11 protein-coding genes are annotated in these 12,525 nt (G+C 62.4%); 6 read left to right on the top strand and 5 right to left on the bottom strand.

What is annotated here, in order from left to right:
• Positions 1 to 4: 4 nt before the first annotated feature.
• Positions 5 to 841: an IclR family transcriptional regulator gene (locus tag SJI03_RS01190; protein WP_322425984.1), complete on the top strand. Its 837-nt coding sequence runs from the start codon at positions 5 to 7 to the stop codon at positions 839 to 841.
• Here SJI03_RS01190 and SJI03_RS01195 read toward each other — a convergent pair.
• From SJI03_RS01195 to SJI03_RS01215, 5 genes are all read right to left on the bottom strand, one after another.
• Positions 838 to 2,064, bottom strand: a complete 1,227-nt coding sequence (locus SJI03_RS01195; protein WP_322425985.1) for a 6-phosphofructokinase — start codon at positions 2,062 to 2,064, stop codon at positions 838 to 840. The two genes, SJI03_RS01190 and SJI03_RS01195, sit on opposite strands and share 4 nt — an antisense overlap.
• 116 nt (positions 2,065 to 2,180) lie before the next feature.
• Positions 2,181 to 4,229, bottom strand: coding sequence for a sodium:solute symporter family protein (locus tag SJI03_RS01200; protein ID WP_322425986.1), 2,049 nt, complete (start codon positions 4,227 to 4,229; stop codon positions 2,181 to 2,183).
• A complete protein-coding gene (locus SJI03_RS01205; RefSeq protein ID WP_322425987.1) occupies positions 4,226 to 4,540 on the bottom strand; it encodes a DUF4212 domain-containing protein in 315 nt (104 codons plus the stop codon). Before SJI03_RS01205 ends, SJI03_RS01200 begins: the two co-directional genes overlap by 4 nt.
• Positions 4,533 to 6,071, bottom strand: a complete 1,539-nt coding sequence (locus SJI03_RS01210; RefSeq protein ID WP_322425988.1) for a sensor histidine kinase — start codon at positions 6,069 to 6,071, stop codon at positions 4,533 to 4,535. The genes SJI03_RS01205 and SJI03_RS01210 overlap by 8 nt, the downstream gene beginning before the upstream one ends.
• Positions 6,068 to 6,802 carry a response regulator transcription factor gene (locus SJI03_RS01215; protein WP_322425989.1) on the bottom strand — a complete coding sequence of 245 codons (735 nt, stop codon included), beginning with the start codon at positions 6,800 to 6,802 and terminating at the stop codon, positions 6,068 to 6,070. The genes SJI03_RS01210 and SJI03_RS01215 overlap by 4 nt, the downstream gene beginning before the upstream one ends.
• A 254-nt stretch (positions 6,803 to 7,056) precedes the next feature.
• Here SJI03_RS01215 and recA point away from each other — a divergent pair, with 254 nt between their 5' ends.
• The 5 genes from recA to sucC all read left to right on the top strand — a co-directional run bounded on the left by recA (position 7,057) and on the right by sucC (position 12,519).
• Positions 7,057 to 8,160 (top strand): recombinase RecA, encoded by a 1,104-nt coding sequence (gene recA, locus SJI03_RS01220; RefSeq protein WP_099376371.1) that lies wholly within the window; start codon positions 7,057 to 7,059, stop codon positions 8,158 to 8,160.
• 135 nt (positions 8,161 to 8,295) lie between these two features.
• The gene (gene recX / locus SJI03_RS01225) at positions 8,296 to 8,751 is read left to right on the top strand and encodes a recombination regulator RecX (protein ID WP_099376372.1); all 456 of its coding nucleotides are present in this window, start codon (positions 8,296 to 8,298) and stop codon (positions 8,749 to 8,751) included.
• A 148-nt stretch (positions 8,752 to 8,899) separates the two neighbouring features.
• Positions 8,900 to 10,438 (top strand): class I SAM-dependent methyltransferase, encoded by a 1,539-nt coding sequence (locus SJI03_RS01230; RefSeq protein WP_322425990.1) that lies wholly within the window; start codon positions 8,900 to 8,902, stop codon positions 10,436 to 10,438.
• 278 nt (positions 10,439 to 10,716) lie between these two features.
• Positions 10,717 to 11,277 (top strand): DUF2889 domain-containing protein, encoded by a 561-nt coding sequence (locus SJI03_RS01235; RefSeq protein WP_322425991.1) that lies wholly within the window; start codon positions 10,717 to 10,719, stop codon positions 11,275 to 11,277.
• A gap of 72 nt (positions 11,278 to 11,349) precedes the next feature.
• Positions 11,350 to 12,519, top strand: coding sequence for an ADP-forming succinate--CoA ligase subunit beta (gene sucC, locus SJI03_RS01240; RefSeq protein WP_034746081.1), 1,170 nt, complete (start codon positions 11,350 to 11,352; stop codon positions 12,517 to 12,519).
• Positions 12,520 to 12,525 lie beyond the last annotated feature (6 nt).

The raw sequence follows: 12,525 nt of genomic DNA on the forward strand, positions 1-12,525 counted from the left end.
GAACATGCATGATGCGTTTCAAAAACGGCCGGCCGAGGCCGAAGAAGGCAGCCAAGCGGGTGGGGGCACGGCGGCCAGCCATGGCGACGAGGCGCGGGGCTTGCGCGTGCTGCGGCTGATCGAGCACCTGGCCAGCGCCAGCCAGCCCTTGACCCTGTCGCAGCTGGCCGCGCGCATGCAGGTACCCAAGGCCAGCATGATGCGCCTGCTCGATACCCTGGAACAGCATGGTTATGTGCTGCGCACGCCCGTGGGACGCGGCTATGTGCCCGGCGCGGCGTCCACCAACCTGGCGCTGGCGACCCTGCGCAACAATGCCCTGATCCGCGTGAGCCGCAGCATCCTGGGCAGCCTGGTGGCCGTCACGGGCGAGACCTGCAATCTGGCCATTCCCGAGGGCAATGCGATCGTCTACGTGGACCGCGTGGAAACGCAGGAACCGCTGCGCCTGCACCTGGTGCTGGGTTCGCGCGCGCCCATGCATTGCACGGCGAGCGGAAAATTATTTCTGGCGCACATGACCCTGCTGGAGCGGCGCGAATTGCTGGCCATGCTGGGCCTGGAAGCGCGCACGCCGAAAAGCATCACGGATCCCGCGCTGCTGGAGCGCGAGATCGTGCGCATCGCCCGGCTGGGCATCGGCATCGATGACGAGGAATTCGTGCACGGCATGGTGGCCGTGGCCGTGCCCATCTGCGCGGCGGACGGGCGCATCGTGGCGGCCGTGGCCTGCCACGCGCCTGTGGCGCGCAAGTCCGTGGAGCAACTGCTGCAGCACGTGCCGCAGTTAAAAGAAGCGGCCGTCAAGCTGCGGCCGCTATTGCTGGCGGAAAACAGCTAAGGTTTCAAGACCTTCGCTACTTTTGCGGCGCGCAGGCGGAACGCATCGGGCATGCCCGAACCCAGCAGCGGGCGCAGATATAACCTGAAAGCATCGGTCACGTCCGTGCCGCTGGCGCTGATGAATTCGTCTTCCATGGTGCGCGTCTTGCCCGCCACCTCGGTCAGCGGCAGCAACTCGTAATCGACGGAATAAAAGCCCGTGCGCTTGATGGCGACGGAACCGTCGCGCTCGCCCCACATGGCGAACTGCACCGCCTTCTCTCCCACTTCGCGCGCCTCGCGTTGATCTACATCAGAGACGCAACCGATGAAGGAGCGCTGCAGATAGCCAAAGGTATCGCCGCGCACGCGCTTGATGCCCAGCTTGGCCTTGATTTCGTCGCACAGCAGGTCGGCCAGCGCGCCCGTGCCGGACAATTGCACGTTACCGTGTGCATCGCGCTCCACTTCGTTGCCCACCTGTTTGGCCAACAAGCTGGCGATCGGTTCGCCCGAAGCGTCGTGGATGCCTTCCGAGACGGCGATCACGCAGCGACCGTATTTTTCATAGGTTGCCTTCACGTCGGCAAGAAAATTCTCCAGCACGAAGACGCGCTCGGGCAGGTAGATCAGGTGCGGGCCATCGTCGGGGAACTTCTTGCCCAGCGCCGAGGCCGCCGTCAAAAAGCCCGCGTGGCGGCCCATTACGACGCCCACGTAGACGCCGGGCAAGGCCGCGTTATCGAGGTTGGCGCCGGCGAATGCTTGCGCGACGAAACGCGCGGCAGAGGGAAAGCCGGGCGTGTGGTCGCTGCCCACCAGATCGTTGTCGATGGTTTTCGGGATGTGGATGCAGCGCAGCGGATAGCCGGCCTTGTGTGCTTCCTCGCTGACGATGCGCACCGTGTCGGACGAGTCGTTGCCGCCGATATAAAAGAAATGTTCGATCTCGTGTGCGCGCAGCACTTCGAAGATTTGCTGGCAGTAGGCGATGTCGGGCTTGTCGCGCGTGGAACCGAGGGCCGAGGACGGCGTGGCGGCCACCAGTTCCAGGTTGTGGCTGGTTTCCTGCGTCAGATCAACAAATTCTTCATTGACGATGCCGCGCACGCCATGCAGCGCGCCATACACGCGCGTGACATGTTGAAAGCGCCGCGATTCGAGCACCACGCCCACCAGCGACTGGTTGATGACGGCGGTCGGGCCGCCCCCTTGGGCAACAAGAATTTTTCCAGACGGCATAGGATTTCCTCGTAAGTGGAACGGCCCTCCAGCCTACTCCTTTTTTGCCGGGGCGCTGACTTTTCCGATCGTTCTGTCGAAGAATTGTTGCACGTCACCCAGTCTTTGCTGCGTTGTTATTCCGGCGCCCGGATATGCTCGACCAGCCCCGTGCTGCGGCGTCCCGGCGCCGGCGTCAGCCAGCTGACCAGGATGGCGGCGGCCAGGCCGGCCGGCACGCCGAAGATGCCGGCGGAGATGGGCGCGATATGAAACCATTGACCACTGGCATTACCTCCCAGCATGGTGCTCGTGTGCAGCATGTAATACAGGCATACGCCAAAGCCCGTCAGCATGCCGGCCAGCGCGCCCTGGTAGTTGGCGCGTTTCCAGAACACGCCCAGCACCAGCGGCGGGAACAGGGTCGAGGCGGCCAGGGAAAAGGCCACGCCCACCAGCGACAAAATGTCCGCCGGCTTTTGCGAGGCCGCATAGGCGGCGATGAAGGCCACGGCCAGCAGCAGCAATTTTGAAATCGTCACGCGCTTTTGCGTCGAGGCGGTCGGGTCGACCACCTTGTAATACACGTCGTGCGACAGGGCGTTGGAGATGGCCAGCAGCAAGCCGTCCGCCGTCGACAGGGCGGCTGCCAGGCCGCCGGCCGCCACCAGGCCGGAAATCACGTAGGGCAGGCCGGCGATCTCGGGCGTGGCCAGCACCAGCACGTCGGCATCGATGGAAATTTCCGCCAGTTGCACGATGCCGTCGCGGTTGACGTCGACGATGCTGATCAGGGGGCTGAGCTTGTCCACATTGGCCCAGTACGACACCCAGGTGGGCAGGTTCGCATATTGCGTGCCCACGAGCGCCGAGTAAATGTCGTATTTGACCAGCACGGCCAGCGCGGGAATCGTGAGGTAGATCAACAAGATGAAGAACAGGGTCCAGAAGACGGAGACGCGCGTTTCGTGCACGGACGGCGTGGTGTACGATCGCATGAGGATATGCGGCAGGGCGGCCGTGCCCAGCATCATGCAGAACACGAGAGCCAGGAAATTGTTGCGCTTGATGTCGGACTGCTCCCGGTCGGCGGCGGGAAACGGCTGCGCGTGCGGAATGATGGGTTCTGCGCGTTTCTGATTTTGCGCCTGCGCCGCCTGCCACAGCACGCGTGCCTCGTCCGGACTCTTCGGATAGGCGATCAGGTAGCGCTCCGCGTTACGGATGTCGAACAGCGAGGCATTGCGCTGGCGCAAACTATCGAGCTGGCGCTGGGCCGTCAGATGGCCTTGTTCCCAGGAAGTGGGCAAGCCGGCTATGCGCGCCTGGTAGCTGATGGCGCGCTGGTGGAAGATGGCGCGCACCTCGTTTTCTTTCGGATCCGTTTCCAGCACGTGTTCGCGCGCGCTCAATTGCGGCAGCACCTTGCCGTAGGCGATCTGCGGCACGGGATTGTCCGCATGCTTGACCGATAGCCATATGGCGGGAATCAGGAAGGCGACGAGGATGATGATGTACTGCGCCACCTGCGTCCAGGTGATGGCGCGCATGCCGCCCAGAAAGGAGCAGACGAGGATGCTGGCCAGGCCCAGGAAGATGCCGACGGAAAAATCCACGCCCGTGAAGCGCGAGGCGATCAGGCCGACGGCGTAGATCTGCGCCACCACATACGTAAACGACACGATGATGGTGGCGGCCACGGCCACCACGCGCACGCTGGCGCCCCGTTTGTCGGTGCCGCTGCCATAGCGGGCGGCGAGGAAATCGGGAATCGTGTACTGGCTGAACTTGCGCAGATAGGGCGCGATCAGCAGTGCGACCAGGCAATAGCCACCCGTCCAGCCCATGATGAAGGCCAGGCCGTCGAAGCCGTTCAGATACAGGCCGCCGGCGAGGCTGATGAAGCTGGCTGCCGAAATCCAGTCGGCGGCCGTGGCCATGCCGTTGAACATGGCCGGTACCCTGCGCCCCGCCACATAGTATTCGGTGACGTTCGAGGTGCGGCTGATGACGCCGATGGTGGCGTACAGGGTGATGGTGACGAGCATGAACAGGTAGCCGATCCACGCGCGCGGCATGCCTTCCTGTTCCAGCACCGACAAAGCCAGCAGGAAGGCGGCGAAACCGGCCGTAAACAGCAGGTAGTAGCGGCACAGGCGGGCAAAGAAGCTGCGCTGGGTGCTCATGCCTGCTCCTCGGCATGAAAAGCCTGGTCGAGGCGCCGCATGCGCCAGGCATAGAAGGCGATGATGGCCAGGTACACCAGCGAGGCGCCCTGAGCCGCCATATAAAAGGGCAGCGGCCAGCCGAACAGATTCAGATGCAACAGTTCGCGCGCATAAAACACGGTCAGGAAGCCCGTCAGCAGCCAGACCAGCAGCAGGATGGCCGTCAGGCGCCGCGTCTTGCGCCAGTGCACATCGCGGCGCGCCTGCAGCTCGGGGCCGGGCGTGCGCGCCGGCCGCGCCGGGGGAGCGCTTGGGCTCGGCTTATCCATACGTGACCTCATCCTCTTCTGGCGCGTCCGGCAACAGCAGGGCGATGCTCAGGCGCAGCAGGGTGCCCGGCAGCTTTGGCGACTGCGCGCGCGGATTGTTAAAAATATCGACTTCGGCGCCATGCTGCTGGGCAATTTCGCGCACGATGGCCAGGCCCAGGCCGCTACCGTCGACATTGCTGCCGAGAATGCGGTAAAAGCGTTCGAACACGTGCGCCCGCTCGGCCGGCGCAATGCCGGGGCCCGTATCTTCCACTTCCAGGATGGCCAGTTCCAGGGTGCTGCGCACGCGCACCGTGACGCTGCCGCCGGCCGGCGTGTAGCGCAGGGCATTGTCGATCAGGTTGCTCAGCAGCTCGCGCAGCATCATGGCATTGCCGGAAATCATGATCGAATACGCGGGCTGCTCGAAACCCAGGTCGATATGCTGGGCAAACGAGGCTTGCACCCAGTCCTGCACCACGCCGCGCGCCAGCTCGCTCAGCTCGATCGGCTCGAACGCCGTGCCCGCCTGCGGCTGGTTTTCCGCGCGCGCCAAGGCCAGCAGCTGGTTGACCAGGCGCGTGGCCGCTTCCGAACTTTTCGCCAGTTGCAGCAGCGAGCGGTGAATCTCGTCGTGGTCGGTCTGGCGCAGGGCCAGTTCGGATTGCATGCGCATGCCGGCCAGCGGCGTCTTCATCTGGTGCGCGGCATCGGCGATGAAGCGTTTCTGCATGTCGATCGACAGCGACAGCCGCGCCAGCATCTCGTTGAGCGATCCGACCAGCGGCGTGATTTCCTCGGGCACCTGGCCCGATTCGATGGGCGATAAATCGTCGGGCGGCCGGGCGCGTATGCGTTCCTGCAATTGCGCCAGCGGCGACAGGCCGCGCGCCAGGGCAAACCAGACCAGGGCCAGGATCACGGGCAGGATGATGAACTGCGGCAAAATCACGCCCTTGATGATTTCATTGGCCAGCTGGGCGCGTTTTTCCAGGGTTTCCGCCACTTGCACCAGCGCGCGGCTGGGCTCATCGTCATTGCCGGAAGGAATGTCGAGATAGCTGAACGCCACGCGCACGGGCGTGCCATGGATGGTGTCGTTGCGAAACAGCACCATGCCGCTGCGGTATTTGTCGGCGTCCTGTGGCGGCGGCAAATCGCGGTCGCCGTCCAGATATTCGCCGCGCGGACCCACTACCAGGTAATACAGGGTGTCGATATCGTCGCCGCGCAGGAAGTCGCGGCCGCTATTACTGCTGTTCTTTTCCGGCACGCGGCGCAGCATGGCGCCGTCGGCCTGCTTGACCTGCTGCGTCAGCACCGTCACGCTGTCTTCCAGCGCATGGTCGAACGGCTGATTGGCGATGCCCTTGGCCACCAGATAGGTAATGGCAATGCTCATCGGCCACAGCAGCAGCAAGGGCGCCAGCATCCAGTCGAGGATTTCGCCGAACAGCGAATGCTCGATGGTGTCATCCTGTTCCGTGGTGGGCGGCTCGAACCAGTCGTCGTCTTCTGGCTCGTCCGCTGGCGCCTCGCGCGCCTTCACTTGCTGGCGGGTCCGCTGGCCGGGCTTGCCGACTCGCCCGCTTCAGCGTTCAGGCGCGCCGTTTCCGAGTATTTTTCCAGGCAATAGCCGAGGCCGCGCACGGTGGCGATGCGCACGCCGCCCACTTCGATCTTCTTGCGCAAGCGGTGGACATACACTTCGATGGCGTTGTTCGACACTTCTTCGCCCCATTCGCACAGGTGGTCGACCAGCTGCTCTTTCGAGACGAGGCGGCCGGTACGGCCCAGCAAGATTTCCAGCAAGCCCAGTTCGCGCGCCGACAGGTCGAGCATCTGGTCGTTGATGTAGGCGCTGCGCCCCACCTGGTCGTAGCTGAGGGGGCCATGCTTGATGATGGCGGCGCCGCCGCCGGCGCCGCGGCGCGTCAGGGCGCGCACTCTTGCCTCCAGTTCCGACAGGGCGAACGGCTTGGCCATATAATCATCGGCACCGAGGTCGAGGCCATTCACGCGTTGCTCGATGGAATCGGCGGCCGTCAGTATCAGCACGGGCAACAGCGAGGCGCGCGCGCGCAGGCGGCGCAGCACTTCCAGGCCGGACATCTTCGGCAGGCCCAGGTCGAGGATCAGCAAGTCGAATTCCTGGGTGGACAGGGCCGTATCGGCCTCCTGGCCCGTCTTGACGTAGTCGATCGCATAACCGGACTGGCGCAGCGAGCGGGTCAGGCCATCGGCCAGCACGCTGTCATCTTCGGCAAGTAAAATACGCATGGTGCACTTCCTATGCTTGCGGCGGTAGAAGTTTGTATTGTGTTTCATTTTCCGCAAGGTGGCGAGTTTTTGTGAGAAACCAGGCTTGTATTGATCTGTTTCAAAACAAATCCACGTTCCGCTTGCATTGATCACTGTTTTTTTATACAGTACTGTCTGTGTAAAGAATTTAACCCACTGGCGCTATCGCAGGCTGCACGGTTCACGTAGATGCGTCACGTGAATCCGCACCTGTAGAACGGCTGAAAGAACATATGGACGATAAAAAAGCTGTAGTACCCGCATCGGAAAAAGCCAAGGCGCTCGCCGCCGCACTGGCGCAGATCGAGAAGCAGTTTGGCAAAGGTTCGGTCATGCGCATGGATGCCAGCGCAGCGATCGAAGAAGTGCAAGTCGTGTCGACCGGTTCGCTCGGCCTCGATATCGCGCTGGGCGTGGGCGGCTTGCCGCGCGGCCGCGTGGTGGAGATCTACGGTCCGGAATCGTCGGGTAAAACCACCCTGACCCTGCAAACCATTGCTGAAATGCAAAAACTGGGCGGCACTTGCGCCTTTATCGATGCCGAGCACGCGCTGGACGTCGGTTACGCGCAAAAGCTGGGCGTGAACCTGCATGAATTGCTGATCTCGCAACCGGACACGGGCGAGCAGGCGCTGGAAATCTGCGACGCCCTCGTGCGTTCGGGCAGCGTCGACCTCGTCGTCATCGACTCCGTGGCCGCACTGACGCCACGCGCCGAGATCGAAGGCGATATGGGCGACTCCCTGCCAGGCCTGCAAGCACGCCTGATGTCGCAAGCCCTGCGCAAGCTGACCGGTTCGATCAACCGCACGAATACCCTGGTCATCTTCATCAACCAGATCCGCATGAAGATCGGCGTGATGTTCGGCAGCCCGGAAACGACCACCGGCGGCAATGCGCTGAAATTCTACGCCTCCGTGCGCCTGGATATCCGCCGCACCGGCTCGATCAAGTCCGGCGATGAAGTGATCGGCAATGAAACCAAGGTCAAGGTCGTCAAGAACAAGATCGCGCCACCGTTCAAGGAAGCGCACTTCGACATCCTGTATGGCGCCGGCACCTCGCGCGAAGGCGAAATCCTGGACCTGGGCTCGGATGCCAAGATCGTGGAAAAATCCGGTTCGTGGTATAGCTACAACGGCGAACGCATCGGCCAGGGCAAGGACAACGCCCGCGCCTTCCTGCAAGAGCGTCCGGCGCTGGCCCGCGAAATCGAAAACAAGGTCCGCGCTTCGCTGGGCGTGCGCGAACTGCCGCCGCTGGCTGCTGAAAAGCCGGAAAAAGCCGATAAAGCCGCCGACAAGGCTGCCAAGGCAGAAGCCAAGGCTGCCGAGTAAGCTGCCGTCAGCCACCATTCGCACTGGCGGATGGTGTCTGGCAAGGTGTGACCATGATCGCCGTCCCGCGCTGTTGCGCCGGGCGGCGATTGTGTTTGGGTGCTGTGATCGTGGAATGAAAGACAAGGTGGGTGTATGGCCGCAGTACAACTAAGCCTGAAGGGCAGGGCGCTCCGCTTTCTGTCGATGCGTGAACACAGCCGCATGGAATTGCGGCGCAAGCTGCAGCGCCATGCGCAGGAGGGCGATGACGTGGAAGCCTTGCTCGACAGCCTGGAGCAAGCCAACTGGCTGTCGCAGGAGCGCTTTTCCGAGTCGCTGATCCACCGCCGCTCGGCCCGCTTCGGGAATAGTCGCATCATGGCCGAATTGCAAAGCCATGGCATAGCCGGCGAGGCGCTGCAGGAACTCAAGGCGGGCCTGGCCGAAGGCGAGACCGCGCGCGCCTGCGAAGTGTGGCGCCGCAAATTTGGTGAAGTAGCGCAAGATGCCGAGCAACGCAACAAGCAGATGCGTTTTTTGATGCAGCGCGGCTTTTCGCAGCGCGCCGTGCAGGTGGCCTTGAAGGGGCTGGACCCCGACGAGGAATAAGGCTGGCCATGGCGGCCCCGTCGTGCCGCCATGAACTGCGCTCTCAAACGCCATCTGTTTCCCGTATGGCGACGCCGCGCGATCGGGTATGCTGGCGCTCGAACGCTGTGCGATGCGCGCGGCACCACTGATCGTGACAGGATGCAAGATGAGCAACTGGAATGCCGGCTATATGGCCGAAATCGCCTATACCTATGGCTATTACGAAGAATTGAATCCGTTGCGCCTGCGGTTGCCCCTGCTGGCCGCCGGCCTTGCCTTGCCGGCCAGCGGCACGGCTTGCGAGTTGGGCTTTGGCCAGGGCATCAGCGCCAACATCCATGCGGCGGCGTCCGCCACGCGCTGGCATGGCAATGATTTCAATCCTTCCCAGGCCGCCTTTGCGCAGGAGCTGGCCAGCGCGGCCGGCGCCGGAGCGCAGTTCACGGACGAATCGTTCGCGCAGTTTTGCCGCCGCGACGACTTGCCCGATTTCGACTTTATCTGCCTGCACGGGATCTGGAGCTGGGTCTCGGCGGACAATCGCGCGCTGATCGTCGACTTCCTGCGGCGCAAGCTGAAAGTCGGCGGCGTCGTCTTCATCAGTTACAACACGCAGCCAGGCTGGGCCGCCATGATGCCGATGCGCGACCTGATGGCCGAACATAGCCGCGTCATGAGTGCGCCGGGCCAGGGCGTGCTGGCCAGAGTCGCTGGCGCCATCGATTTCGTCGACAGGATGATCGCCGCGCAACCGCGCTTCCTGGAGGCCAACCCGCTCCTGGCGGACCGCATCGACAAGCTCAAGGCGATGGATGGACATTATCTTGCCCATGAGTATTTCAATGCCGACTGGCAGCCGATGGCCTTTTCCAGCGTCGCGGCCATGCTGGGTGAGGCCAAGCTCGAGTTTGCCGCGTCCGCCACCTATACCGCTCTGGTCGACATGCTGAACTTGACGGCCGAGCACCAGCAATTCCTGGCCGAGATACCCGATCCCATCTTCCGCGAGACGACACGCGCCTTCCTCGTCAACGAGCAGTTCCGCAAGGATTACTGGGTCAAGGGCGCGCGCAGGCTGACGCCGCTCGCCCAGGCCAGCGCCTTGCGGGCCGTGCGCGTGATGCTGGCCGTGCCGCGCGACGAAGTGGTGTTGAGCGTGCATGGCGTGCTGGGCGACGCCGATATGGATGAGCGCGTGTATGCGCCCGTGCTCGATGCCATGGCCGACCATCGCGTCTACACGATAGGCGAGCTGGAGCAGCAACTGGCGGGCAGCGAAGCCAACCTGGCCGCCTTGCTGCAGATCATGCTGGTGCTGGTCAGCAAGGGTAGCGTGCTGGCTGTCCAGGACGAGGCTGACATCGCCGTGGCGCGGCCGCAGTCGGCGCGCCTGAATGCGCACCTGCTGGAACAGGCGCTGGCAAGAACCGATTTGAACATTCTCGCCAGTCCCCTGACGGGCAGCGGCGTGGCTGTACCGCATTTACAACAGCTATTCCTGTGGGCGAAACTGCAAGGTTGTTCAACGCCGCAAGAATGGGTGCGCGCGACATGGCCGGTGTTGCTGCGCTTGAACCAGTTGGTGACGAAGGACGGGCAGCCCTTGTTGACGGAAGAGGAAAACCTGGCCGAACTGCTGGCGCACGCACAGCATTTCTCTGCGCGGAACTTGCCCATTTTGCGCATACTGGGCGTGACAGACTGAGGCGCGGCGCCGGCCAGGTTGCCGGTGCCTGCCTACCTGCTTCCGGGTTATTTGCATTGTGAATGTTTGTCATTCATTTTGCGATTTTCATTGATAATTTGCGGCGGGCGGCCAGACCAATAAATAATTATGTTGCGGCGCAACTAGCGCCCTGTGTGCTACACTTTTAGGGTTTTTGCGGCGCCGCAGGTGCGGTTGCTGTTCGTAGAAGCTGCGAACAGAGTGCTTTAGGCACATGGCTGCTTACTAATTATGGCCGCGCAAGCGGCATCGGTCTTATGCCCCTGTCAACTCCCGTATCCCGGCGCGCCCTACGGCACTCCCGCGTTATCGACGTCCAAGCGTATGTGCGCGACGACGGCCTGTGGGATATTGACGCCCGTATCACCGATATCAAAAGCTATGACGCGACCCTGGCTTCCGGCCTCCGTCCCGCCGGCGCCCCTCTGCATGACCTCCATTTACGCATTACCGTCGATCGCGAACTGACCATTGTCGAGGCCGAAGCTGCCTCCGATGCCGTGCCGTATCCCGGTTTTTGCGATACCATCGGCCCCGCTTACAGGGCGCTGATCGGTCTGAATCTATTGAAGAATTTCCGCCGCGACTTGAAACAGCGCCTGGCGGGAATCGCTGGCTGTACCCATTTGACCGAACTGGCGCAAGTCTTGCCGACTGCGACGGTTCAGGCATTTGCCGGCGATGTCTGGTCGACCCGCGACGGTGCGAATGCTGACTTATCGCATGAAAAGCCGTTTCAACTCGACAAATGCCACGCCCTGCGCACCGATGGCGGGGCGGTGGCACAGTATTACCCGCGCTGGGTAGCCAAGGCGTGACCCCGGCGCTTTCCTGTTTTTTTTGCACCACTAACCGTATTTTTACACATCAGTATCAGAAGGGAAGCCAGCATGAAAATCCATGAGTATCAAGCCAAAGAAATCCTCCGGCAGCACGGAGTGACGGTACCACGCGGTATCCCGTGCATGTCCGTCGAAGAGGCAGTCAAGGCTGCGGAAACCCTGGGCGGCCCGGTGTGGGTCGTCAAGGCACAGATCCACGCAGGTGGCCGCGGCAAGGGCGGCGGCGTGAAAGTGGCAAAATCGATCGAACAGGTCAAGGAATACGCTGACCAGATCATGGGCATGCAGCTGATCACGCATCAGACCAGCGCCGAAGGCCAGAAAGTCAACCGCCTGCTGGTGGAAGAAGGCGCCGACATCAAACAGGAACTGTACGTTTCGCTGGTCACCGACCGCGTTACCCAGAAAATCGTCCTGATGGCGTCGTCCGAAGGTGGCATGGACATCGAAGAAGTGGCCGAGAGCCACCCAGAGAAGATCCACCACGTCACCATCGATCCGGGCACAGGCCTGACCGATGCCCAGGCAGACGACATCGCCGCCAAAATCGGCGTGCCTGCCGGCTCCATCGCCGACGCGCGCGTCAACCTGCAAGGCCTGTACAAAGCGTACTGGGAAACCGACTGCTCGCTGGCCGAGATCAACCCGCTGATCGTTACCGGCAGCGGCAAAGTCATCGCCCTGGACGCCAAGTTCAACTTTGACCCGAACGCCCTGTTCCGTCATCCGGAAATCGTCGCCCTGCGCGATCTGGACGAAGAAGATCCAGCTGAAATCGAAGCGTCGAAATTCGACCTGGCCTACATCTCGCTCGACGGCAACATCGGTTGCCTGGTGAACGGCGCCGGCCTGGCCATGGCTACCATGGACACGATTAAACTGTTCGGCGGCGAGCCAGCCAACTTCCTGGACGTCGGCGGCGGCGCCACGGCAGAAAAAGTGACCGAAGCGTTCAAGATCATGCTGAAAAACCCAGGCCTGAAAGCTATCCTGGTGAACATTTTCGGCGGCATCATGCGTTGCGACGTGATCGCTGAAGGCGTGATCGCCGCAGTGAAAGCCGTCTCGCTGAACGTGCCACTGGTCGTGCGCATGAAGGGCACCAACGAAGACCTGGGCAAAAAGATGCTGGCCGATTCCGGTCTGCCTATCATCGCAGCCGACACCATGGAAGATGCAGCCAAGAGCGTCGTTGCCGCTGCTGCCGGTCAAGCTTAATTAAGG

Origin of the sequence: Janthinobacterium sp. GMG1 (assembly GCF_034427795.1) — a bacterium.
GTDB lineage: Bacteria > Pseudomonadota > Gammaproteobacteria > Burkholderiales > Burkholderiaceae_D > Janthinobacterium.

What these genes read in the sequence shown, in the direction of transcription:
- SJI03_RS01195 (WP_322425985.1), bottom strand. Translation starts at nt 2,064, where the DNA reads ATGCCGTCTGGAAAAATTCTTGTTGCCCAAGGGGGCGGCCCGACCGCC.
- recA (WP_099376371.1), top strand. Translation starts at nt 7,057, where the DNA reads ATGGACGATAAAAAAGCTGTAGTACCCGCATCGGAAAAAGCCAAGGCG.
- SJI03_RS01235 (WP_322425991.1), top strand. Translation starts at nt 10,717, where the DNA reads ATGCCCCTGTCAACTCCCGTATCCCGGCGCGCCCTACGGCACTCCCGC.
- SJI03_RS01215 (WP_322425989.1), bottom strand. Translation starts at nt 6,802, where the DNA reads ATGCGTATTTTACTTGCCGAAGATGACAGCGTGCTGGCCGATGGCCTG.
- SJI03_RS01205 (WP_322425987.1), bottom strand. Translation starts at nt 4,540, where the DNA reads ATGGATAAGCCGAGCCCAAGCGCTCCCCCGGCGCGGCCGGCGCGCACG.
- sucC (WP_034746081.1), top strand. Translation starts at nt 11,350, where the DNA reads ATGAAAATCCATGAGTATCAAGCCAAAGAAATCCTCCGGCAGCACGGA.
- recX (WP_099376372.1), top strand. Translation starts at nt 8,296, where the DNA reads ATGGCCGCAGTACAACTAAGCCTGAAGGGCAGGGCGCTCCGCTTTCTG.
- SJI03_RS01190 (WP_322425984.1), top strand. Translation starts at nt 5, where the DNA reads ATGCATGATGCGTTTCAAAAACGGCCGGCCGAGGCCGAAGAAGGCAGC.
- SJI03_RS01230 (WP_322425990.1), top strand. Translation starts at nt 8,900, where the DNA reads ATGAGCAACTGGAATGCCGGCTATATGGCCGAAATCGCCTATACCTAT.
- SJI03_RS01200 (WP_322425986.1), bottom strand. Translation starts at nt 4,229, where the DNA reads ATGAGCACCCAGCGCAGCTTCTTTGCCCGCCTGTGCCGCTACTACCTG.